This is a genomic window from Variovorax paradoxus (assembly GCF_030815975.1).
Lineage (GTDB): Bacteria > Pseudomonadota > Gammaproteobacteria > Burkholderiales > Burkholderiaceae_C > Variovorax > Variovorax paradoxus_N.
This window is the reverse complement of the sequence record NZ_JAUSXL010000002.1, coordinates 4855459-4877845: the sequence shown is the minus strand read 5'-3', so window position 1 is coordinate 4877845 and position 22387 is coordinate 4855459. Positions and strand designations below refer to the sequence as shown.

General features: G+C 67.2%; 16 protein-coding genes and 1 pseudogene. 7 read left to right on the top strand and 10 right to left on the bottom strand.

What is annotated here, in order from left to right; all coding sequences use genetic code 11:
* Positions 1–34 precede the first annotated feature (34 nt).
* Complete coding sequence (gene def / locus QFZ47_RS26680; RefSeq protein WP_307658503.1) at positions 35–574, top strand: peptide deformylase; 540 nt, start codon at positions 35–37, stop codon at positions 572–574.
* A 33-nt stretch (positions 575–607) separates the two neighbouring features.
* Here the strand turns inward: def and QFZ47_RS26675 are convergent, their stop codons facing one another.
* Entirely contained in the window at positions 608–1003 is a 396-nt protein-coding gene (locus QFZ47_RS26675) for a DoxX family protein (protein ID WP_307658502.1), read from the bottom strand.
* A 173-nt stretch (positions 1004–1176) separates the two neighbouring features.
* On the opposite strand from QFZ47_RS26675, the gene QFZ47_RS26670 reads away from it, so the two are divergent.
* Genes QFZ47_RS26670 through QFZ47_RS26660 form a run of 3 tightly spaced genes read left to right on the top strand, consistent with a single transcriptional unit; the run spans position 1177 to position 4261 of the window.
* Positions 1177–2211 carry an amino acid ABC transporter substrate-binding protein gene (locus QFZ47_RS26670; RefSeq protein ID WP_307658501.1) on the top strand — a complete coding sequence of 345 codons (1035 nt, stop codon included), beginning with the start codon at positions 1177–1179 and terminating at the stop codon, positions 2209–2211.
* The gene (locus QFZ47_RS26665; protein WP_307658500.1) at positions 2208–3206 is read left to right on the top strand and encodes an ABC transporter permease subunit; all 999 of its coding nucleotides are present in this window, start codon (positions 2208–2210) and stop codon (positions 3204–3206) included. The genes QFZ47_RS26670 and QFZ47_RS26665 overlap by 4 nt, the downstream gene beginning before the upstream one ends.
* Entirely contained in the window at positions 3203–4261 is a 1059-nt protein-coding gene (locus QFZ47_RS26660; RefSeq protein ID WP_307658499.1) for an amino acid ABC transporter permease, read from the top strand. The genes QFZ47_RS26665 and QFZ47_RS26660 overlap by 4 nt, the downstream gene beginning before the upstream one ends.
* A 12-nt stretch (positions 4262–4273) precedes the next feature.
* On the opposite strand, the gene pgm is transcribed toward QFZ47_RS26660, so the two are convergent.
* From pgm to map, 3 genes are all read right to left on the bottom strand, one after another.
* Positions 4274–5926: a phosphoglucomutase (alpha-D-glucose-1,6-bisphosphate-dependent) gene (gene pgm, locus QFZ47_RS26655; protein ID WP_307658498.1), complete on the bottom strand. Its 1653-nt coding sequence runs from the start codon at positions 5924–5926 to the stop codon at positions 4274–4276.
* 94 nt (positions 5927–6020) lie between these two features.
* Positions 6021–8627, bottom strand: coding sequence for a [protein-PII] uridylyltransferase (locus tag QFZ47_RS26650; RefSeq protein WP_307658497.1), 2607 nt, complete (start codon positions 8625–8627; stop codon positions 6021–6023).
* Between the two features lie 34 nt (positions 8628–8661).
* A complete protein-coding gene (gene map / locus QFZ47_RS26645) occupies positions 8662–9486 on the bottom strand; it encodes a type I methionyl aminopeptidase (RefSeq protein ID WP_124957859.1) in 825 nt (274 codons plus the stop codon).
* Between the two features lie 118 nt (positions 9487–9604).
* On the opposite strand from map, the gene purL reads away from it, so the two are divergent.
* Positions 9605–13639, top strand: coding sequence for a phosphoribosylformylglycinamidine synthase (gene purL / locus QFZ47_RS26640; RefSeq protein ID WP_307658496.1), 4035 nt, complete (start codon positions 9605–9607; stop codon positions 13637–13639).
* A 76-nt stretch (positions 13640–13715) separates the two neighbouring features.
* On the opposite strand, the pseudogene QFZ47_RS26635 reads toward purL, so the two are convergent.
* From QFZ47_RS26635 to QFZ47_RS26610, 6 genes and pseudogenes are all read right to left on the bottom strand, one after another.
* Positions 13716–14495 (bottom strand): annotated as a pseudogene (locus QFZ47_RS26635) (peptidylprolyl isomerase); the annotation flags it as partial.
* A 134-nt stretch (positions 14496–14629) separates the two neighbouring features.
* A complete protein-coding gene (locus tag QFZ47_RS26630) occupies positions 14630–14917 on the bottom strand; it encodes a BolA family protein (protein ID WP_307658495.1) in 288 nt (95 codons plus the stop codon).
* A complete protein-coding gene (locus tag QFZ47_RS26625; RefSeq protein WP_307658494.1) occupies positions 14914–15456 on the bottom strand; it encodes a septation protein A in 543 nt (180 codons plus the stop codon). Before QFZ47_RS26625 ends, QFZ47_RS26630 begins: the two co-directional genes overlap by 4 nt.
* Positions 15453–15863 carry a peptide-methionine (R)-S-oxide reductase MsrB gene (msrB, locus tag QFZ47_RS26620; protein ID WP_307658493.1) on the bottom strand — a complete coding sequence of 137 codons (411 nt, stop codon included), beginning with the start codon at positions 15861–15863 and terminating at the stop codon, positions 15453–15455. Before msrB ends, QFZ47_RS26625 begins: the two co-directional genes overlap by 4 nt.
* Positions 15860–17341 (bottom strand): protein adenylyltransferase SelO, encoded by a 1482-nt coding sequence (locus QFZ47_RS26615; RefSeq protein ID WP_307658492.1) that lies wholly within the window; start codon positions 17339–17341, stop codon positions 15860–15862. The genes msrB and QFZ47_RS26615 overlap by 4 nt, the downstream gene beginning before the upstream one ends.
* Positions 17342–17405: 64 nt before the next feature.
* Positions 17406–18482, bottom strand: a complete 1077-nt coding sequence (locus QFZ47_RS26610) for an AraC family transcriptional regulator (RefSeq protein ID WP_307658491.1) — start codon at positions 18480–18482, stop codon at positions 17406–17408.
* A 149-nt stretch (positions 18483–18631) separates the two neighbouring features.
* On the opposite strand from QFZ47_RS26610, the gene QFZ47_RS26605 reads away from it, so the two are divergent.
* Both QFZ47_RS26605 and QFZ47_RS26600 read left to right on the top strand, forming a co-directional pair.
* A complete protein-coding gene (locus QFZ47_RS26605) occupies positions 18632–20479 on the top strand; it encodes a carboxylesterase/lipase family protein (RefSeq protein WP_307658490.1) in 1848 nt (615 codons plus the stop codon).
* A gap of 130 nt (positions 20480–20609) precedes the next feature.
* Positions 20610–22253 carry a 3-(methylthio)propionyl-CoA ligase gene (locus QFZ47_RS26600; protein WP_307658489.1) on the top strand — a complete coding sequence of 548 codons (1644 nt, stop codon included), beginning with the start codon at positions 20610–20612 and terminating at the stop codon, positions 22251–22253.
* Positions 22254–22387 lie beyond the last annotated feature (134 nt).

Here is a 22387-nt window from a genome sequence, read left to right as displayed (position 1 = left end):
CCGCGCGGCGGGGCCGCTCGCGATAATCCCCGCCATGGCCATCCGCGAAATCCTCAAGATGGGCGACCCCCGGCTGTTGCGCATTGCGCAGCCGGTGGCTGCCTTCGACACCGACGAACTGCACCTGCTGGTGCGCGACATGTTCGAGACCATGCTGGCAGTCAATGGCGCCGGCCTGGCCGCGCCGCAGATCGGCGTCGACCAGCAGCTCGTGATCTTCGGCACCGATGTCGTCAATCCCCGCTACCCCGACGCGCCGCCCGTGCCCCGCACCGTGCTGCTGAATCCGGTCATCACGCCGATCGGCGACGAAGAAGAAGAGGGCTGGGAAGGCTGCCTCTCGGTGCCGGGGCTGCGCGGCGTGGTGCCGCGCTTCGCGAACATCCGCTACACCGGCTTCGATCCCTACGGCGATCCGATCGACCGCATCGCAAGCGGCTTTCATGCGCGCGTGGTGCAGCATGAAGTCGACCACTTGCTGGGCAAGCTCTATCCGATGCGGGTGCGCGACTTCTCGCGCTTCGGCTACACCGAGGTCCTGTTTCCAGGTCTCGACGCCAACGATGACGATTGAAAAAAAGCCGGCTCCCGGCCGGCCGTAAGAGGTTCAGTTGTACTTGCCGCCCAAGCCGAAGCGGCCGCCGCCGAACAGGCTGATGGCAAGCGCGGAGAACAGGAACATGCCCTGCAGTTCCAGTGCCCAGCCGCCCTGGCCATTGAGCGCGCCCAGGTCCTTCTGATGCGCCAGCCAGATCGCCACCACCATGTTGATCGCGACGATCAGCGCCGCCGGCCGGGTGAACAGCCCCACGATGAGCAACACGGGCGCGATGATCTCGCCGACATAGGCCAGGTAGGCCAATGCCGCAGGCAAGCCATGGGATGCGAGCATGCCGCCGATCCCGTCGACGCCTTTGCCGACCTTCGCGATGCCGTGCAGCAGGATGAGGATGCCGAGTGCAACGCGCAGAACGAGCTTGCCGGTGTCATCGGATTTGGTCATGTGCAGATTTCCTGGTGAAGTTGTTGGAGGGCCGTATGTTAGTGAATGCAGCGGGCAAGAAAAACCCGCGGCCGGGCGCGGATGCGGCATATGCATTCAACTGTTCGTTCCTTGGCAGGGTGGCACGCAGCCTCGTACACTGCCTTTTGCTTTTTGTTGAGGAGAACACACCAATGAAGAATCGATTCCGTCCCGCGCTGGCCGTGGCCGCAGCCGTTGCCGCATTCGCCACCGCCGCTCCCGCCTTGGCGGGCAAGACGCTCGACGCGGTCAAGCAGCGCGGCACCGTGAAGTGCGGCGTGACCAATGGCGTGGCCGGCTTTTCCGCGCCGGATACGCAGGGCAACTGGTCGGGCCTGGACGTCGACACCTGCCGCGCCATTGCCGCGGCCGTGCTGGGCGATCCGAAGAAGGTCGACTTCGTGCCGCTCAATTCGCAGCAGCGCTTCTCGGCCCTGCAGGCCGGCGAGATCGACATCCTCGCGCGCAACACCACCTGGACGCTCACGCGCGACGCGTCGCTGGGCTTCAGCTTCACCACCATCACCTACTACGACGGCCAGGGCTTCCTGGTGCCCAAGAAGCTCAAGGTGACGAGCGCCAAGCAGCTCAAGAACGCCACCATCTGCACGCAGTCGGGCACCACCAACGAGAAGAACGTGTCGGACTACTTCCGCGCGCAGAACATCCCGGTCAAGACCGTGGTGTTCGAAAGCTTCGAGGCCTCGTTCAAGGCCTTCTTCTCGGGCCGCTGCCAGGCCTTCACCACCGACGCGTCGGCGCTGGCGGGCCTGCGCAACAAGGAAGCGCCGAACCCCGACGACTACGTCATCCTGCCCGAACTCATTTCCAAGGAACCGCTCGCGCCGCTGGTGCGCCGTGGCGACGACGAATGGTTCGCCATTGCCAAGTGGGTGCCCAACGCGCTCATCGAGGCCGAGGAGTTCGGCGTCACGCAGGCCAATGCCGACGAGCTCAAGGCCAACAGCAAGGACCCGGCGCAGCAGCGCCTGGTCGGCACCGGTGAAGACCTGGGCAAGCTGCTGGGCCTGGACAAGGACTGGTCGTTCCGCGCCATCAAGGCCGTGGGCAACTACGGCGAGATGTTCGAGCGCAACGTGGGCCCCAAGTCGGTCCTGAAGCTGCCGCGCGGCTCGAACAACCTCTGGAACAAGGGCGGCCTGATCTACGCACCACCCGTTCGATGAGCAGCGGGGCCTCGCGCCGCGGCGCCTGGCTGGCCTGGGTTGTGCAGGCGCTGCTGGTGCTGGCCGTGGTGGCCGGCGCCGCCTGGGTCGTGAACCATGCGCTCGAGGTCTTGCGCTCGCGCGGCGTTCGGTCGGGCTTCGACTTTCTCACCGAGCCCGCGGGCTTTTCCATCAGCGAAGGCTGGCTCGATTTCGATGCCAGCCAGCCGTTCTGGCGCGCCTTCCTGGCGGGCCTGGTCAACACGGTGCGCGCTTCGGTGCCCGCGGCGATTTTTTCGGTCGTGCTCGGCACCTTGATCGGCATCGGCCGGCTCGCGCCGCACGTGCTGCTGCGCGGCATCTGCACCGCGTATGTCGAATTGCTGCGCAACGTGCCGCTGCTCGTGCAGCTGCTGATGCTGGCCTTTGCCATCGCCAACCTGCTGCCCGATCCGACCGAGCCCGTGCGGCTGCTGCCGGGTGTGTGGCTCAGCAAGGGCGGCTTGAGCGTGCCCTGGCCGGCGTCGGGCGAGGGCGGCTGGTGGCCTGCGCACTTCGAATGGCCCGAGAAGGGCGACTTCGGCGTGAGCGGCGGCGCGGCGCTGAGCCCGGAGTACGTGACCATCGTTGCCGGCCTGTCCTTCTATTCGGCAGCGTTCGTGGCCGAGATCGTGCGCGCCGGCATCCTGTCGGTCTCGCAGGGGCAGGTGCTCGCGGGGCAGGCGATGGGCTTTTCGCCGGTGCAGCAGCTGCGCATCGTGATCCTGCCGCAGGCGCTGCGGGTGATCGTGCCTTCGCTCACCAACCAGCTGCTGAGCCTCGTCAAGAATTCATCGCTTGCGGTGGCCGTGGGCTATCCGGAATTGGTGTCGGTGGCCAACACCACCATCGGCTCGAACGGCCGGGCCTTCGAGTGCATCGCCATCATCATGGCGGTCTACCTGTTGCTGTCGCTGCTGATCTCCTTCGGCATGAACCGCTACAACGCGCGCGTCGCGCTCAGGGGCTGGCGATGAGAAACGTCGCCCAGGGTCCGATCGCCTGGCGCAGCGAACTCTGGGGGTCGCCGCTGCGGGCGCTGGCCACCGTGCTGCTGCTCGCGCTGCTGGCGTGGGGTGGCTTTCACGCGGTCGAATGGGGCGTGGTGCATGCGGTGTTCCGGCCCGACGCAGAGGCCTGCCGCGCGGTGCAGCATGGCGCCTGCTGGGGCGTGGTGGCCGAGAAATGGCGGCCGATGCTGTTCGGCCGCTTCCCCTACGAGGAGCAATGGCGGCCGGCCGTTGCGGTGGTTGTGCTGTCGGCCGTGACCGTGCTGAGCGCCTGGCCGCGCAGCTGGCGCTGGTGGCTCGCGCCGCTGTGGGCTGCGGCGCTGCTGTTGTTCGTGCTGCTGATGCGCGGCGGCGTGGCGGGCTTGGCCTTCGTGCCGACCAGCCGCTGGGGCGGACTGCCGCTCACCATCGGCCTGGCGGTGGTGGGCCTGGCGCTGGCCTTTCCGATGGCGCTGCTGCTTGCCCTGGGGCGCCGCTCGGGCTGGCCGGTGGTGCGCACGCTCAGTGCGAGCTACATCGAGCTGGTGCGCGGCGTGCCCCTGATCTCGGTGCTGTTCATGGCCTCGTTCCTGCTGCCGCTGCTGTGGCCGGCGGGCTGGCAACCCGATGTGCTGGTGCGCGTGCTGGCGGGCCTTGCGCTGTTCGTCGCGGCTTACCTGGCCGAGATCATCCGCGGCGGACTGCAGGCCGTGCCGCGCGGCCAGACCGAAGTGGCAATGGCGCTGGGCTTCGGCCGCTGGCCGGTGCAGCGGGACATCGTGCTGCCGCAGGCCCTGCGCCTCGTGGTGCCGGCGCTGACCAACAGCGTGGTCGGCACGCTGAAAGACACCTCGCTGGTCACGGTGGTCGGCCTGTTCGAGCTGACCGGCGCGCTGGGCCTGGCGCTCGGCGGCGACCCGACCTGGCGGCCGTTCTACCTCGAGGGCTACCTGTTCATCGCCGCGGTGTACTGGGTGCTGTGCTTCGGGCTTTCGCGCTACAGCGTGTGGCTGGAGCGGCGGCTGGGAGAGGGTGCGCGCTGAACGCGCCGGCCCTCAGCCCGCCAGCGCCTTGTCCACCAGCAGCTGCGCTTCCTCGAGGATGCGGCCCAGGTGCTCGGCACCGAGAAAGCTCTCGCCGTAGATCTTGTAGATGTTCTCGGTGCCCGATGGCCGCGCCGCGAACCAGCCGTTGGCGGTGACGACCTTCACGCCGCCGATGGCTGCGCCGTTGCCCGGCGCATGGCTCAGCACGGCTTCGATCTTGTCGCCCGCCAGTTCGGTCGAACTGACCTGCTGCGGCGACAGGCTCGACAGTTTCTTTTTCTGCTCGACCGTGGCTGCCGCATCCACGCGGTCGGACACCGGCTGGCCCAGCGCTTTTGTCAGCTCGGCGTAGCGTTCGCCAGGGTCGCGCCCTGTGCGCGCGGCGATCTCGGCCGAGAGCAGGGCGGGCACGATGCCGTCCTTGTCGGTGGTCCATGCCGAGCCGTCGAAGCGCAGGAAGGTCGCGCCCGCGCTTTCTTCGCCGCCGAAGCCCAGCGATCCATCCACCAGGCCATCGACGAACCACTTGAAGCCCACCGGCACCTCGTAGAGCTTGCGGCCGAGCCGGGCCGTGACGCGGTCGATCATCTGGCTGCTGACGACCGTCTTGCCGACGGCCGCTTGCGCCGGCCACTGCGGGCGGTGCGTGTACAGGTAATCGATCATCACCGCGAGGTAGCTGTTCGGCTGCATCAAGCCGGTGCTGTGCGCGACCACGCCGTGGCGGTCGTGGTCCGTGTCGCAGGCAAAGGCGATGCCGAAGCGGTCTTTCAGCGCGATCAGCTTGTGCATCGCGTCGGGCGAGGACGGGTCCATGCGGATGCGGCCGTCCCAGTCGAGCGACATGAAGCGGAAGGTGGGGTCGACCTCCTGGCTGAGCACCTCGAGGCGCTCGAGCTTGTAGCGCTCGGCGATGGCCGGCCAGTAGTGCACGCCGGCGCCGCCCAGCGGGTCGACGCCCAGGTCGATCTCCACGCCGCGGATCGCGTCCATGTCGAGCACCTGCGCGAGGTCTTCGACGTAGGTGTTCAGGTAGTCGTGGCGGTGCGTGGTCGAGGCGCGCAGCGCCTGTGCCAGCGGGATGCGCTTCACGCCTTCGAGTCCGTTCGCCAGCATCTTGTTGGCAGCTGCTTCGACCGCCGAAGTGATGTCGGTGCCCGCGGGGCCGCCGTTGGGTGGGTTGTACTTGAAGCCGCCGCTTTCGGGTGGGTTGTGCGAGGGCGTGATCACGATGCCATCGGCCAGCCCCGCCGTGCGTCCGCGGTTGTAGACCAGGATGGCGTGCGAAACCGCGGGCGTGGGCGTGTACTCGTCGTCCTTCGACAGCATCAGCTCGACGCCGTTGGCCGCCAGCACTTCCACGGCGCTGTTGAAGGCGGGCGTCGAAAGCGCATGCGTGTCGATGCCGAGGAACAGTGGACCATCGATGCCCTTCTGGCGCCGGTAGTCGGCAATGGCCTGGCTCATGGCCAGCACATGCCATTCGTTGAATGCGTTGTCGAAGGAAGAGCCGCGGTGGCCCGAGGTTCCGAAAGCCACGCGCTGCGAAGGCACCGAGGGATCGGGCCGGCCCGTGTAGTAGGCCGAGACGAGGCGCGGGACATTGACGAGCAGGTCCAGCGGTGCGGGCTGGCCTGCGAGGGGATTGGTTTTCTGGCTCATGTCGAGTGTTGCCGTTCGAGTTGAATCAAGTCGGCAACATCATGCCGCAGGATGCGCCTGCGGATGAAACAAGCGGCAAGCGTGCCTCAGTGCCTCAGGAGGCCAGCGCTTCCATCAGCTCGGTCTCGATGGCCAGCTGCGTCTTCTGGCCCTGCAGTTCCGGCCCGCTGATCAGGAAGGTGTCTTCCACGCGCTCGCCCAGCGTGGTGACCTTGGCGAGCTGCAGATTCAGGTGGTGCCGTGCGAGCACGCGCGCCACCGAATACAGCAGCCCGGCGCGGTCGCTGGCCGAGATGTTGAGCAGCCAGCGCTGCGCCTTGTCGTCGGGCAAGAGGCTGATGCGCGGCTTGATCGGAAAGCTGCGCACGCGCCGCGACACGCGGCCCATGCTGGGCGGGGGCAGGGGGCCGGCGGCGGTGAGCGTGTGCGCCAGGCCCGACTCCACCATGCTGATGAGGTCGCGGTAGTGGTCGGGCAGGAACGTGGTCACCACCTGAAACGTGTCCAGCGCGTAGCCGTTGCTCGTGGTGTGTACTTTCGCGTCGAGGATGCTGAACGACGACTGGTCGAAGTAGCCGCAGATGCGCGCGAACAGGTCGGGCTGGTCGGGTGTGTAGACCACCACCTGCAGGCCTTCGCCCACCGGCGAAAGATGCGCCCGCACGATCGGCGGCGCCTTGGGATCGACGGGCATGTTGGGCGGCGGCACGAAGCGCGAGAGCTGCTTGGCATGCCAGGCGATCTCGGTGGCGTCGTGGCGCATGAAGTAGCCGACGTCGAGCGTGGCCCACAGGGCCTTGTGGGCCTCGAAGGGCTGGGCATGCAGGGCAAGCTGCACCAGCGCCTCGCGCTTGCGCGATTCGACCTCGGCATCGGGGTCGGGCATGCGGCCGCCGAGCGCGCGCAGGGTGAAGCGGTACAGGTCTTCGAGCAGCTTGCCCTTCCAGGCATTCCACACGCGCGGCGAAGTGCCGCGGATGTCGGCCACCGTCAGCAGGTAGAGGGCCGTGAGATAGCGCTCGTTGCCCACGCGCCTGGCGAAGGCGCCGATCACCTCGGGGTCGCTCAGGTCCTGCTTCTGCGCGACCTGGCTCATCACCAGGTGCTCTGCAACCAGGAATTCGATCAGCCTGGAGTCTTCGCGCGCGATGCCGTGCTGCTTGCAGAAGCGCTGCACGTCGCGCGCGCCGAGCGTGGAATGGTCGCCGCCGCGGCCCTTGGCAATGTCGTGGAACAGTGCCGCCACGTAAAGGATCCATGGCTTGTCCCAGCCCGCCGCGAGCTGCGAGCAGAACGGGTACTCATGCGCATGCTCGGCAATGAAGAAGCGCCGCACGTTGCGCAGCACCATCAGGATGTGCTGGTCCACCGTGTACACATGGAACAGGTCGTGCTGCATCTGCCCCACGATGCTGCGGAACACCCGCAGGTAGCGCCCCAGCACCGAGGTCTGGTTCATGAGCCGGAACGCATGCGTGATGCCGTAGGGCTGCAGCAGGATGCGCATGAAGGTCTGGTGGTTGACCGGGTCGTTGCGGAACTTGCTGTCCATGACGTGGCGCGCGTTGTAGAGCGCGCGCAGCGTGCGTGCCGACAGGCCCTTCACGCCGATGGTCTTCTGGTAGAGCAGGAAGGTTTCGAGAATGGCGTGCGGCTCGCGCTCGTAGAGGTCGTCGCTCGCAATTTCGATCAGGCCCGCGCGCTCGAAGAAGCGCTCGTTGATCGGCGTGTGCTGCTCGTCCACCGGCTGCAGCCGCTCCGCGATGTTCAGCAGCAGGATCTGGTTGAGCTGCGAAACCGCCTTGGCCGCCCAGTAGTAGCGCCGCATCAGCGCCTCGCTCGACTTGCGTTGCGATTCGCTCTCGTAGCCGAAGCTTGCCGCCACAGCGGTCTGCAGGTCGAACACCAGGCGGTCCTCGCGCCGGTTGGCGATCACGTGCAGGCGCGCGCGGATCAGCGAAAGCAGCGCTTCGTTGCGCTTGATCTGCTGCGCCTCGAAGGAGGTGGCCAGGCCGTTCTTGGCGAGGTCGTCCCATCGGCTGCCGAAGCCGGCGGCCTTGGTCATCCAGAGGATGGTCTGCAGGTCGCGCAGGCCCCCCGGCGATTCCTTGCAGTTGGGCTCGAGCGCATAGGGCGTGTTGTCGAACTTCTGGTGGCGATGGCGCATTTCCTGCGACTTGGCCACGAAGAAGGCCTGCGGATCGATGGCCCGTGCGAAGCGCCTGCGAAACGCCACGAAGAGCTTCTTGTTGCCCGTGATCAACCGCGACTCGAGCAGCGAGGTCTGGACCGTGACGTCCTTCTCGGCCTCGGCCAGGCACTCGTCGACGGTGCGCACGCTGGAGCCGATTTCAAGCCCCGCGTCCCAGCAGTGGCCGATGAAGGCCTCGACGCGGGCCGGATCGATCGCGCCGGCCTCGCCCTCGGGCGGCAGCAGCAGCAGCACGTCGACATCGGAATAGGGGAACAGCTCGCCGCGGCCGAAGCCGCCCACGGCGGCCAGCGCGAGCGAGTCGCCGAAATCGGCTTCGCGCCAGAGCGCGCACAGCGTCTGGTCGGCCAGAGCCGACAGCTGCCGCAGCACCGTGTGCACGCTGCGCGTGGGCGCGCGCGCAAGGCGCAGGGTGTCAAACAGCGCCAGCTTTTTCGCGCGATAGGCTTCGCGCAAGGTGGCGACATCGATCTTGGCTGGTTCGATCACGGCGGTGTCCCTGGCCGTGCGCCGCTCGCGCGGCTCACGTCTTCGTGGAAGTGACGAACGAGGGCAGGGGCGGGCTGCCTTCCGACAGCGTGAGCACCTCGTAGCCCGTTTCGGTGACCAGCACCGTGTGTTCCCACTGCGCCGACAGCGAGTGGTCGCGCGTGACGATGGTCCAGCCGTCGTACTGGCCGCCCTTGAAGTCTTCCTTCACCTCGCGCTTGCCTGCGTTGATCATCGGCTCAATGGTGAAGATCATGCCGGGCTTGAGTTCTTCCAGCGTGCCCGGACGGCCGTAGTGCAGCACCTGCGGCTCTTCGTGGAAGCGCTGGCCCACGCCGTGGCCGCAGAACTCGCGCACCACCGAAAAGCCCTGGCCTTCGGCGAACTTCTGGATCGCATGGCCCACGTCGCCCAGGTGCGCGCCCGGGCGCACCTGCAGGATGCCGTGCCACATGGCTTCGAAGGTGATCGAGCACAGGCGCTTGGCCGCGATGGAAGCGTCGCCGATGATGTACATGCGGCTGTTGTCGCCGAACCAGCCGTCCTTGATGACGGTCACGTCGACGTTCATGATGTCGCCCTTTTTCAGCGGCTTGTCATTGGGAATGCCGTGGCAGACCACGTGGTTGACCGAGGTGCAGAGCGACTTCGGAAAAGGCACGCTGCTGGCGCCCATGTAGCCCACCGTGGCCGAGGTGGTGCCCTGCTTGACCATGTATTCGGCGGCGAGCCGGTCGACGTCGTTGGTCGTGATGCCGGGCTTGATGAGGGGCGTGAGGTAGTCCAGCACCTCGGAAGCCAGGCGGCAGGCGACGCGCATGGCTTCGATGCCTGCGGCGTCTTTGTAGGTAATGCTCATCCCGGAATTATCCCATTCACCCGGCTAAAATTCAGGGCTTACGCGGATGCCCCCAGTCAGCGGGTATCCGCCTCGTTTTCTTGATTCCCAACGTGGCCCTCGAGGCCTCCACTCGACCGTGACGCAGCCCGCACCTCAAGCCCTTCCCGTCGTAACCCTTTTCGAGGGCGGCAGCGCACTCAGCGATTTCCGCGCGCGGCAACTGCTGCCGAAGCTGCAGGCGATCGATGCGCGCATCGAGGGCATCAGCGCCCGTTTCGTGCACCTGGTGGTCACCGATGCGGCGCTCGACGCGGTCGACCATGAGCGCTTCGCCGCGCTCCTGACCTACGGCGAGCCCTTCGAGGCCCCGGCCAAGGCGGGCACCTCGGTGGTCGTCACGCCCCGCCTGGGCACCGTGTCGCCCTGGGCCTCCAAGGCTACCGACATCGCCCACAACTGCGGACTGGCGCTGCGCCGGGTCGAGCGGGTCACGCAATACCACCTGAAGCTCAAGGCCCCGCTGATCGGCAAGGCGCCCGTGCTCGAAGGCGACCTGCTCGCGGCCGTGGCTGGCCCGCTGCACGACCGCATGACCGAATCGGTGCTGGCCACGGTCGCGCAGGCCGCCAGCCTGTTCAGCGAGCTGCCGGCCCAGCCTATGGCGCTGGTCGACGTGCAGGGCGGCGGCCGCGCCGCGCTGGTGGCGGCCAACACGGGCTTCGGCCTGGCGCTGGCCGAGGACGAGATCGACTACCTGGTCGACGCCTTCACCCGGCTCGGGCGCAACCCGAGCGACGTCGAGCTGATGATGTTCGCGCAGGCCAACAGCGAGCACTGCCGCCACAAGATCTTCAATGCCAGCTTCACCATCGACGGCAAGGCCCAGCCGCAAAGCCTGTTCTCGATGATCCGCCACACCGAGAAGCAGAACCCGCAGCACACGGTGATCGCCTATGCGGACAACGCCTCGGTGATGGAAGGCACCACCGTCGAGCGCTTCGTTCCGGCTTCGGATTCGCAGAGCTATCAAAAAGATAGCACACTGAGCCATGTGCTGATGAAGGTCGAGACGCACAACCATCCGACCGCCATTTCGCCATTCCCCGGCGCCTCGACCGGCGCGGGCGGCGAGATCCGCGACGAAGGCGCCACCGGCCGCGGTTCCAGGCCCAAGGCCGGCCTGACGGGCTTCACCGTATCCAAGCTCTGGCCGGAAGAGGGCCACTATGGCAAGCCCGAGCACATCGCCAGCCCGCTGCAGATCATGACCGAGGGCCCGCTGGGCGGTGCCGCGTTCAACAACGAATTCGGCCGGCCCAACCTGCTGGGCTACTTCCGCGAATACGAGCAGACGGTGGCGAGCGACCTCGATACGGTGCAGCGCGGCTACCACAAGCCCATCATGATCGCGGGCGGCCTCGGCAGCATCGACGCCACGCAGACCAAGAAGATCCACTTTCCGGCCGGCTCGCTGCTGATTCAGCTCGGCGGCCCCGGCATGCGCATCGGCATGGGCGGCAGCGCCGCAAGCTCGATGGCCACGGGCGCCAACGCGGCCGAGCTCGATTTCGACTCGGTGCAGCGCGGCAACCCCGAGATCGAGCGCCGTGCGCAAGAGGTCATCAACCACTGCTGGCAGCAGGGCGCGGCCAACCCCATCCTCGCGATCCACGACGTGGGCGCGGGCGGCCTGAGCAATGCCTTCCCCGAGCTGACCAACGACGCCGGCCGCGGCGCGCGCTTCGACCTGCGCGCCGTGCCGCTCGAAGAGTCGGGCATGGCGCCCAAGGAAATCTGGTGCAACGAAAGCCAGGAGCGCTACGTGCTGGCCATCGCGCCCGAATCGCTCGAACAGTTCAAGGCCTTCTGCGAGCGCGAGCGCTGCCCGTTCTCGGTGGTTGGCGTGGCGACTGAAGAACGCCAACTGCTGGTGGCCGACGAAGGCGCCGCCGTGCAGCCCGTCGACATGCCGATGGACGTGCTGCTCGGCAAGCCGCCCAAGATGCACCGCGACGTGAAGACAGTCACCCGGACCTTCAAGCCGCTCGACCTCACGGGCGTGGACCTGCAGAAGGCCGCCATCGACGTGCTCGCGCATCCGACCGTGGCCTCCAAGCGCTTCCTGATCACCATCGGCGACCGCACCGTGGGCGGCCTGAGCCATCGCGACCAGATGGTCGGCCCCTGGCAGGTGCCGGTGGCCGACTGCGCCGTGACGCTGGCCGACTACAAGGGCTTCGCCGGCGAGGCGATGAGCATGGGCGAGCGCACGCCGCTGGCCGCGCTCGATGCGCCGGCCTCGGGCCGCATGGCCGTGGCCGAGGCCGTCACCAACCTGCTGGCCGCGCCGATCGAACTCTCGCGCGTCAAGCTCTCGGCCAACTGGATGGCCGCCTGCGGCGAGCCCGGCGAAGACGCCGCGCTATACGAAACGGTCAAGGCCGTGGGCCTGGAACTGTGCCCGGCGCTGGGCGTATCGATTCCGGTCGGCAAGGATTCGCTGTCGATGCGCACGCAGTGGAAGGACAACGGCGAAGCGAAAAAGGTCACCTCGCCCGTGAGCCTGATCGTGACCGCCTTCGCCACGCTGGCCGACGTGCGCGGCACGCTCACACCGCAGCTCGACGCCACCGAAGCCGACACCACGCTGGTGCTGATCGACCTGGGCCGCGGGCAGCACCGCATGGCCGGCAGCATCCTGGCGCAGACGCTCGGCCAGAGCGGCGACACCGTGCCCGACCTCGACGATCCAGAGCAACTCGTCGCGCTGGTCAATGCCGTGAATGCATTGCGCGCCGGCGGCAAGATCCTGGCCATGCACGACCGCAGCGACGGCGGTTTGTTCGCCACCGTCTGCGAAATGGCCTTTGCCGGCCACGTCGGCGTGGCGCTGAACGTCGACATGCTCGTCACCGAAGGCGACGGCATTTCCGACAGCCGCATGGAAACCGGCGACGCCAAGAACTGGGCGCAGCAGGTCAGCGCGCGGCGCGAGGAGCTCACGCTCAAGGCGCTGTTCAACGAAGAGCTCGGCATGCTGCTGCAGGTGCGCACCGAAGAGCGCAACGAGGTGATGCAGGTGCTGCGCGCCCACGGCCTCAGCGCCCACAGCCACTTCGTCGGAAAGACCCGGCCCGCCAGTTCCACGATGGATGCCGGCAAGGGCAAGCTCGAAGTCTGGCGCGACGCCAAGTCGGTGTTCAGCGCGAGCCTGCACGACCTGCACCAGGTCTGGGATTCGGTCAGCTGGAAGATCGCGCGCGAGCGCGACAATCCCGCCTGCGCCGATGCCGAGCACGCCGCCGCCGGTGAGCCTTCGGACCCCGGCATGCACGTATTCCTCCCTCTCCCTCTGGGAGAGGGCCGGGGTGAGGGCAGCGGCCTCGACGCCCCCGCCATCCTCCAGTCGCGCCCCAAGGTCGCCATCCTGCGCGAACAAGGCGTCAACTCGCATGTCGAGATGGCCTACGCTTTCACCGAAGCCGGCTTCGAGGCTTACGACGTCCACATGACCGACCTGCAGGCGGGCAGGGCGGACCTCGCCAACTTCAAGGGCGTGGTCGCCTGCGGCGGCTTCAGCTACGGCGACACGCTGGGCGCGGGCATCGGTTGGGCGCGCAGCATCACCTTCAACCCGAAGCTCGCCGAGCAGTTCAAGGCCTTCTTCGGCCGCGAAGACACCTTCGGCCTGGGCGTGTGCAACGGCTGCCAGATGTTCGCCGAACTGGCCGACATCATTCCGGGCGCCGAAGCGTGGCCGCGCTTCACCACCAACCAGAGCGAGCGCTTCGAGGCCCGGCTGTCGATGGTCGAAGTGCTCGAATCGCCGAGCCTCTTCTTTGCGGGCATGGCCGGCACGCGCCTGCCGATCGCGGTGGCGCATGGCGAGGGTTATGCCAACTTCAAGCACCGCGGCGACGCCGCCAAGGCCATTGCGGCCATGCGCTTCGTCGACAACCACGGCCAGCCCACCGAGCAGTACCCGTTCAACCCCAACGGCAGCGCGGGCGGCCTGACCTCGGTGACCACGCCCGACGGCCGCTTCACGGCCGTGATGCCGCACCCCGAGCGCGTGTTCCGCAACATCCAGATGAGCTGGACGCCGGGCGACCGCAGCGAACTGAGCCCGTGGATGCGCATCTGGCGCAACGCGCGCCGCTGGGTCGGCTGATCGAAAGGGCCCGGAACGAAAAAGCGGCCCGCGGGCCGCTTTTTTTTTGGCGAAAGGAACGCCCGGGCGCTACTCCGACCTTTGCCTTCGCGCGCAGCTCTTCCTGGTACTTCTGCAGGCGCTGCTGCTGCAGCTGCTGCGTGATCTGCGGCTGCACTTCTTCCAGCTTCGGCAGTTGCGCCTGGCGGATGTCGTCGACGCGGATGATGTGGTAGCCGAACTGCGTCTTGATCGGCGCAGGGGTCGTTTCCCCCTTCTTGAGCTTGATCATCGCTTCCGAGAACTCGGGCACGAAGCTCGCCGGATTGGCCCAGTCGAGATCGCCGCCGTTGGCGCCCGATCCCGGGTCCTTGCTCTGCTTCTTGGCGATGTCCTCGAACTTGGCACCCTTTTTCAGGTCGGCCATGATCTTCTTGGCCTGGTCTTCGGTTTCGACCAGGATGTGGCGCGCCTTGAATTCCTTGCCGCCGTTGGCCGCCACGAACTTGTCGTACTCGGCCTTCACGTCGGCGTCCGAGACGGGGCTGGTCTTGCGGTAGTTCTCGAACAGCGCGCGGATCAGGATGGCCTGGCGGGCGAGTTCGAGCTGGTTCTTGTAGTCGTCGGTGGCGTCCAGGCCCTGCTTCTGCGCTTCCTGCATGAACACTTCGCGCGCGACGATTTCCTCGCGCAGCTGGCCCTGCATTTCCGGCGTGACCGGCCGGCCGGCTGCCGCCAGCTGCTGGGCCAGCACGTCCATGCGCGCCTTGGGCACGGGCTTGCCGTTGACGATGGCTGCGTTCTGCGCCATGGCCGCCAGGGGGATCGCACCGAGCAGCGCTGCGGCCGCAACGGCCTGCAAGAGTTGTTTTTTCATGGAATGAATATCAGGCTGGGGGGAAATGCGCGTGTAGGAAAAGCGCGTGGAAAAAAGCGGAGGAGAGGAGGAGCGAGAAGAAATGGGGCCGGGCCGCCCTGGCCGCATCGGCGGCGTGCCGGCAATCGACGGATTCAGAGCACCTCGATGGCGATGGCGTGCAGACCCTGCGCGATAAAAACCTGGAGGGCATCATACACAAGGCGATGGCGCGCCACGCGGGGCTTCCCTTCGAACAGTGGGGAAGCAATGCGAACCCGGAAATGGCTGCCGCGGCCCTCGGCGTTGGCGCCCGCATGGCCGGCGTGGGCGCCGCTTTCGTCGATCACCTCGAGCGTGGTGGGCTGGAGCGCTTCGCGCAGCGCCGCCTCGAGGTCGCGTGCGGTCGGCAGGGGGAGGGGGTGGCTCACGGCTGCGCTCATGCCGCGGGCTTGTCGTCGCCCTTGAGGTGCGGCGAGATGTAGAGGCCCTGCGCCACCAGGAACACGATCGGGAACACGTAGCCCCAGAGCTTGAAGTTGACCCAGGCCTCGGTGGTGAAGTACGCCGCCACGTAGCCGTTGATGACCGCCATGAAGAGGCAATAGCCGATCCACGCCACGTTCAGGCGGCCCCAGATGCGGTCCGGCAGCTGGAGCTGTGAGCCCAGCAGCATCTTGAGGAAGTTCTTCTTCAGCGCCCAGAGCGCCACCGCCAGCGCAATGGCCATGGCGCCGTAGAGCACCGTGGGCTTCCACTTGATGAAGCGGTCGTCGTGCAGCACCAGGGTGAGCGTGCCGAACAGCAGAATGAGCACCAGGGTGGCCTTCTGCATGGCCTGCAGCTTGCGCTCCATGGCGTAGATGATGCCCATCTGCAGCACGGTGGCGGCCATCAGCACGCCGGTGGCGGTGTAGATGTCGGCCAGCTTGTAGGCGCCGAAGAACAGCAGGATCGGAAAGAAGTCGAGGATCAGTTTCATTTTTTCTTGAAGTCGAGCGAGGCCGAGTTCATGCAGTAGCGCAGGCCGGTTTCGGTGGGGCCGTCGGGGAACACGTGGCCCAGGTGGGCGCCGCAATTGGCGCAGACGTTCTCGGTGCGCACCATGCCGTGCGAACGGTCGACGATGTTCCGGATGGCGCCCGGCACGGCTTCTTCGGAGAAGCTGGGCCAGCCGCAGCCCGCGTCGAACTTGGCGGTCGATTCGAACAGCTTGGCGCCGCAGCAGATGCAGTGGTAGGTGCCGTCATCCCAAACCGCCTCGTACTTGCCCGTGAAGGGCCGTTCGGTGGCCGCATGGCGCGTGACCTCGAAGGCCGCGGGCTCGGCGCCTTTTTCGGCGAGCAGGGCTTTCCATTCGGCGTCGGTTTTCTGTACGGGGGTGGTCATGATGAGCAGCTGATTTCGATCGTGGAGGCCCAATCGGGCGGGAACCCGGCATAGGCATCGGCGCCGGGATGTTCTTCAAATGGGGTTTCGAGCAGGGCCAACAAGGTTGCCACACCCGAGAAGTCCTTCTGGCTTGCCGCTTCGATGGCTTGCTGCCCCAGGTGGTTCCGCAACACGTACTTCGGATTCGATTTGAGCATCAGGGCTGCGGCTTCCGGACGCGGCAGTTCCGCATGGCGCTCTGAAAAGGATAGCAGCCAGGCATCGAAGCCCGCGCGGTCCAGGAACAGGTCGCGTACCGGCTCGGCAGGGCCGCCGGCCATGTGCTGCGAAAGGCGGCGCCAGAAGATCGTGTAGTCGACCCTTTCGGCGGCCAGCAGCTTCAGCACACCCTCGATGAGCGCGCGATCGCCTTCGGCCGGCTCCGCGAGTCCGAGCTTGGCGCGCATGCGGGCTTCGAATTCCCTCGGGAACACGGTCTTGTACGACTCCAGCGCGGCGACCGCGATGTCCTGGTCGCCGATCAGCGGCAGCAGGGCCTGCGCCAGGCAGAACAGGTTCCAGTAGGCCACGTTGGGCTGCTGGTTGAAGGCATAGCGGCCGCTGGTGTCGCTGTGGTTGCAGATGTGGCGCGGATCGAAGCCGTCCAGGAACTGGAACGGCCCGTAGTCGATGGTGAGCCCGAGGATGCTCATGTTGTCGGTGTTCATCACGCCATGGCAGAAGCCCACGGCCTGCCACTGCGCCAGCAGGGCGGCGGTGCGCTCGCTCACGGCTTCCAGGAAGGCCGCGTAGGCGTTGCCGTTGAAGCGATCGGTGGTGCGGCAGGCCGGGTAGTAGCGGTCGATGACGTAGTCGGCCAGCGCGCGCAGTTCGGCGTCGCGCTGGTTGGCCGCAAAGTGCTCGAAGTGGCCGAAGCGGATGAAGCTGGGCGCCACACGGGTCACGACGGCGGCGGATTCGGGCACTTCGCGGTACACGCGGGCGTCGGAGCCCGTGACGCAGAGCGCGCGGGTGGTCGGAATGCCCAGGCCATGCATGGCCTCGCTGCAAAGGAATTCGCGGATGCTGGAGCGCAGCACGGCGCGGCCGTCGGCACCGCGCGAGTAGGGCGTGCGGCCCGCGCCCTTGAGCTGCACTTCGAGGCCGCCCTCGGTTTCGCCGAGCATGATCGCGCGGCCGTCGCCGAGCTGGCCGGCCCAGACGCCGAACTGGTGGCCGCTGTACACCGTGGCGAAGGGCTGCGTGCCGGCGACGGGGAGGTTGCCCGTGAGGGCGGACAGCGTGCTGTCCGATTGCCGCCAATCGGCCGGCAGGCCGAGCATGCGCGCCGCCGCCTCGCTGTGGCCCACCCAGTAGGGATCGGGCAGGGGTGTCGGCCGCAGTTGGGTGAGAAAGGCGGGGCCCAGCGCCCCGAAACCGGGTTTCCAGCGCAATCCCAGGTCCGCGGCGGCGGTGTCTTCGGCAAGCAAGCTCATGCCCGGATTGTCCGGCAGAGCGCGAGACCCCTTGCGGCGCGGGCCATCGGGGATTCGAACCCTCTCAGTGGGCGAGCGCCGGCGTGTCCCAGATCCGCGCCCGGTATTGGGCGGGCGGCAACCCGAACCAGCGCTTGCAGGCGCGGAAGAAGTTGCTGCTGTCGACGAAACCGAGCATGTCGGCCACGTCGGTGAGCGTGTGCCGGTCTTGCGCCAGGTACTGCTGCGCCAGTTCGCGGCGGGTGCGGTCGAGCAGCGACTGGAACGACACCGACTCCTCCTGCAGCCGCCGCTGCAGCGTGCGCTCCGCGAGGCCGAGACCGGCGGCCACGTCCTGCCGGCGCGGTTCCCCGTGCGGCAGCCGCCGTGCGATCTCGGCGCACACCAGGGTGCTGGTGGTGGTCTGGCCCAGCAGGTTCAGCTGGTCGTCCAGCAGATGCTCCTGCATCTCGCCGAGCGCCGGATGGTGGGTGGGCAGCGGCATGGCCATGTCGGCCGCCGACAGCAGCAGGCGGTTGGCCGGCGCGTTGTAGCGGATGGCGCAGCCGAAGGCCTCGCGGTGCAGCCGGTCGTGGGCCGGCGGCGGGTAGATGAACTCCAGGGCCAGCGGCTGCAGCTCGCGCCGCGTGAGCCACTGGCATTGCATGAAGACGGTCAGCAGGGCGTATTCGACGCGCCGGCGCGGAATCGGGAGGCTGCCGCCGGTGTGCTCCATCACCATCCAGCAGCCGCGCGCCTCGGGCTGCATCGAGAAGGCGGTCGCGTCCGAGATCACCGCCATGTAGCGCGTGAGCCGGGTGAGCGCCGCGCCCAGGTCTGCACTGCAGGCCATGGCGTGGCCGACCGTGCCCAGCTTGCTGTGCGTGGCGGCCAGGTCGCGGGCGAGGCCCAGCGTGGGCTTGCCGGCGCGCGCCACCGCGAGTTGCCAGAGCACCGAGACCTCGTCGACCGGCACGCGCGCGTTCTGGCGGTGCAGCGAGTCGGGGTCGAAACCGGCGTCGCGCAGCAGCGAAGGCACGTCGAGCCCTTCGGCCTCGAACATGGAGAGCACGCCTTCGAGCCAGGCGGCCGAGCTGGTCCGAAGCTCCGGCTGCTGCGCGCAGCCGGGCCGGCGTTGCGGTCGGCGCGGGGCGTGCGGCATGGAGGCTCCTGAAGTCATTGATTTGGCGCGCTTGCGATAGCGACGGAAACGGCGTGCGTTCCTAGAATTTTTTACGGGTTCGGCGGGCCGGAGTATGGCCACTGGACACGGAGGCAGGAATTCCGATTAACCCGGTGTGGAGACAAAAAATGAATACGGCACTGAGAGCAGCGGTACAGGCACGGCCAGAGAACCAGGGTGCGGCAAGAACGGCAGCAGCAACGCGGGCGCTGGCCGCGGCGGCCTGCATGGCACTCGTGGCCTGCGGCGGCGGCTCTTCGGGCTCGTCGTTTTCGTTCCTGCCGATCACTCCAACCGCGCCGCCACCACCGGCCCCGCCGCCCCCAGCTGCCGATGGCCCCATGGTGCGCGACACCGTGGCCGGCAAGATCGAAGGCGTGGACGACAGCGCCAACACGGGCACATGGTTCTGGAAGGGCGTTCCTTTCGCCCAGCCGCCGGTCGGCGCGTTGCGCTGGCGCGCTCCGGTGGCGCCCGAGGCGTGGAGCGGCATCCGCCCGGCCATGAAGTTCGGCAATGCCTGCCTGCAGATCGGTCGCCTCTTCGGCCCCGGCGCCAACAACACCTACGACGCCAGCATCGGCGCCATGCTGGGCAAGCCGGTCGGCAGCGAGGACTGCCTGTTCGTCAACATCTGGCGCCCGGCCACGAGCGAGCAGAACCTGCCGGTGCTGCTGTTCGTGCACGGCGGCAGCAATATTTCGGGCTACACGGCCGATCCGCTCTACGACGGCGCCCGGCTGGCGAAGGCCGCCAACGCGGTGGTCATCACCGCCAGCTACCGCCTGGGCATCCTGGGCTTCCTGAACGTGCCGCAGCTGCGCCCGGGCGGCACCGCGGGCGACGACTCGGGCAACTTCGCGCTGCTCGACAACATGGCGGCGCTGCGCTTCATCCGGAACAACGTCGCCAACTTCGGCGGGGATCCGGGCAACGTCACGCTTTCGGGCGAATCGGCCGGCGCCACCAACCTGCTGGCGGTGATGACCTCGCCGATGGCCAGGGGCCTCTTTCACAAGGCCTTCGAGATGAGCGGCGGGATTTCGCTTGCGAGCAACCTGCCGCCGGGGACGCTGCCTACGCTGGTTCCTGCATCGATCTCGCACGCGCAGGGCCAGTCGATCCTGGAGAAACTGCTCGTGGCCGATGGCACCACCGCCGACCCAGCCGCCGCCAAGGCCTATATCGGCACGCGCACGCCGGCGCAGATCGCCGAATACCTGCGCGCCCAGGAGGGTGGCGCGATGCTGGCCACGGTGGTCGCCAACGGCCTGGGCAGCGTTGCGCCCATTCCCGACGGCACGGTGCTGCCTGTCGATCCGATCGGCGCGATCGCCGCCGACAACTACGTCAAGGTGCCGATGCTCGCGGGCAACACGCGCGACGAGGGCAAGCTCTTCGCGTCGCTGCTGGGAACCATCGGCTTCCCGAAGCCGGGCTGGATCGTCACTGATGCCCAGCGCTTCTCGATGATGTTCGACTTCGATCCGGACGCACCTCCCACGCTCACGGCGGCCGACATCATCGATCCGTTCTACCTTCCGGTAGACACGCCCGGCACGGGCTACAACGCGGCGACCGCCGTCATCACGAAGGGGCTCTTCGAGGCCAACCGCGACAACCTGCTCAACACCATGAAGACGCGCCAGCCGAACATCTGGCACTACCGCCTCGACTGGGCGCAGGAGCCCTCGCCGTGGAACGACGTGTACGGGGCTTCGCATGCGTTCGACCTGCCGTTCGTGTTCGGCAACTTCGGCGGCTCGCTGCTCAGCAACGTGATGGGCGGCAAGGCCAACCAGCCGGGCCGGCTCGCCCTGTCCAACGCCGTCATGGCCAGCATCGGCGCCTTCATGCGCAAGGGCGACCCGAACACGCCCGAACTCGGTGCAACCTGGGCGACATGGCCGTCGCAGCTGCGGCTCGACGCCACGCCCTCGGCGGCCGTGGTCACGCCGGTGCAGGCCGTGCCTTGATCAGGTGCACCACTGAGCCGCTCCGTTCAATCCGGCAGTGCGGGTTTGTGTCATTGTGGAAGTTGCCGAAGCTTGCGTGAATCCGTTGTTCGCAAGCTTTCATGAAGTCATTTCTTTGAGGAGTCCATAGATGCTGGGTTTGATGCAAGACCAACCGCTTTTGATCTCGTCGCTGATCGATTTCGCCGAGCGCCACAACGGCGACGGCGAGATCGTCTCGCGCCGGGTCGAGGGCGATATCCACCGCACGACCTGGGGCGGTATTGCATCGCGTGCCCGGCAGGTGGCCAATGCACTGGACGGCGAGCAGCTGCTGTTCAGCGACCGCATCGCCACGCTGGCCTGGAACGGCTATCGGCACCTGGAGCTGTACTACGGCGTGAGCGGCAGCGGCCGCGTGCTGCACACCATCAATCCGCGCCTGCACCCCGACCAGATCGCCTGGATCGCCAACCATGCCGAAGACCAGATCCTGTGCTTCGACCTGAGCTTCCTGCCGCTGGTGCAGGCGGTGCATGCCAAGTGCCCCACGGTCCGGAAATGGATTGCGCTGTGCGATGCCGACAAGCTGCCGGCGGACAGCGGCGTGCCCGGTCTCGTGAGCTACGAAGGCTGGATCGGCGGGCAGCCCACCAGCTACGACTGGCCCACCTTCGACGAGAACTCGGCCTCGAGCATGTGCTACACGAGCGGCACCACGGGCAACCCGAAGGCCGCGCTCTACAGCCACCGCTCGACCATGCTGCATGCCTATGCCGCGGCCCTGCCCGACGTCATGCACCTCTCGGCGCGCGACTCGGTGCTGCCGGTGGTGCCGATGTTCCACGTCAACGCCTGGGGCATTCCGTACTCGGCCGCGCTGGTGGGCTGCAAGATCGTGTTTCCCGGCCCGGCGCTCGACGGCAAGTCGGTGTACGAGCTGATCGAAGCCGAAGGCGTCACCTTCGCGGCCGGCGTGCCCACCGTGTGGCAGATGATGCTCGGCCACATGCAGGCCAACGGCCTGAAGTTCAGCAAGCTGAACCGCACGGTGATCGGCGGCTCGGCCTGCCCGCCGGCCATGATCACGGCGTTCCAGCAGAACTACAACGTCGAGGTGCTGCACGCCTGGGGCATGACCGAGATGAGTCCGCTGGGCACGCTGTGCACGCTCAAGAACAAGCACCTGTCGCTGCCTGCCGATGCGCAGCTGCAGATCCGCATGAAACAGGGCCGCGCCATCTTCGGCGTCGACATGAAGATCGTCGACGGCAACGGCAAGGAACTGCCCTGGGACGGCAAGGCCTACGGCGACCTGCTGGTCAAGGGCCCGTGGATCGTGAAGGAATACTTCAAGGGCGAGGGCGGCGATCCGCTCATCCCCGACGAGCAGGGCCGCGTCTGGTTCCCCACCGGCGACGTCGCCACCATCGACCCCGAGGGCTACCTGCAGATCACCGACCGCAGCAAGGACGTGATCAAGTCCGGCGGCGAGTGGATCAGCTCGATCGAGATCGAGAACATTGCCGTCGCGCACCCGGCCGTCGCCATGGCCGCCTGCATCGGCGTGTACCACCCCAAGTGGGACGAGCGGCCGATCATCGCAGTGGTGAAGAAGCCCAACGCGGAAGTCGCGCGCGAAGAGCTGCTGAAGTTCTACGAGGGCAAGACGGCCAAGTGGCAGATTCCCGACGACGTGGTGTTCGTCGAAGCGATTCCGATCGGCGCCACCGGCAAGATCCTCAAGACCAGGCTGCGCGAACTGCTCAAGGACTACAAGCTGCCCACGTGCTGACGCAGCGCCAAGGCCCCATCGCACTGTCGCGCATGCGATAGGAAGGGCGCTTCGGCGGGCTTTCTTCCGGGCAATCCCTGTGCGGTGGAGAAAAGGCCGCTTGTACGCTGGCATCCCGCCTTTCACTCCGGAGA

Bases quoted from the DNA above. Each gene is read 5' to 3' on its own strand.
- def (WP_307658503.1), top strand. From the start codon at position 35: ATGGCCATCCGCGAAATCCTCAAGATGGGCGACCCCCGGCTGTTGCGC.
- QFZ47_RS26675 (WP_307658502.1), bottom strand. From the start codon at position 1,003: ATGACCAAATCCGATGACACCGGCAAGCTCGTTCTGCGCGTTGCACTC.
- QFZ47_RS26670 (WP_307658501.1), top strand. From the start codon at position 1,177: ATGAAGAATCGATTCCGTCCCGCGCTGGCCGTGGCCGCAGCCGTTGCC.
- QFZ47_RS26665 (WP_307658500.1), top strand. From the start codon at position 2,208: ATGAGCAGCGGGGCCTCGCGCCGCGGCGCCTGGCTGGCCTGGGTTGTG.
- QFZ47_RS26660 (WP_307658499.1), top strand. From the start codon at position 3,203: ATGAGAAACGTCGCCCAGGGTCCGATCGCCTGGCGCAGCGAACTCTGG.
- pgm (WP_307658498.1), bottom strand. From the start codon at position 5,926: ATGAGCCAGAAAACCAATCCCCTCGCAGGCCAGCCCGCACCGCTGGAC.
- map (WP_124957859.1), bottom strand. From the start codon at position 9,486: ATGAGCATTACCTACAAAGACGCCGCAGGCATCGAAGCCATGCGCGTC.
- QFZ47_RS26630 (WP_307658495.1), bottom strand. From the start codon at position 14,917: ATGAGCGCAGCCGTGAGCCACCCCCTCCCCCTGCCGACCGCACGCGAC.
- QFZ47_RS26625 (WP_307658494.1), bottom strand. From the start codon at position 15,456: ATGAAACTGATCCTCGACTTCTTTCCGATCCTGCTGTTCTTCGGCGCC.
- msrB (WP_307658493.1), bottom strand. From the start codon at position 15,863: ATGACCACCCCCGTACAGAAAACCGACGCCGAATGGAAAGCCCTGCTC.
- QFZ47_RS26615 (WP_307658492.1), bottom strand. From the start codon at position 17,341: ATGAGCTTGCTTGCCGAAGACACCGCCGCCGCGGACCTGGGATTGCGC.
- QFZ47_RS26610 (WP_307658491.1), bottom strand. From the start codon at position 18,482: ATGCCGCACGCCCCGCGCCGACCGCAACGCCGGCCCGGCTGCGCGCAG.
- QFZ47_RS26605 (WP_307658490.1), top strand. From the start codon at position 18,632: ATGAATACGGCACTGAGAGCAGCGGTACAGGCACGGCCAGAGAACCAG.
- QFZ47_RS26600 (WP_307658489.1), top strand. From the start codon at position 20,610: ATGCTGGGTTTGATGCAAGACCAACCGCTTTTGATCTCGTCGCTGATC.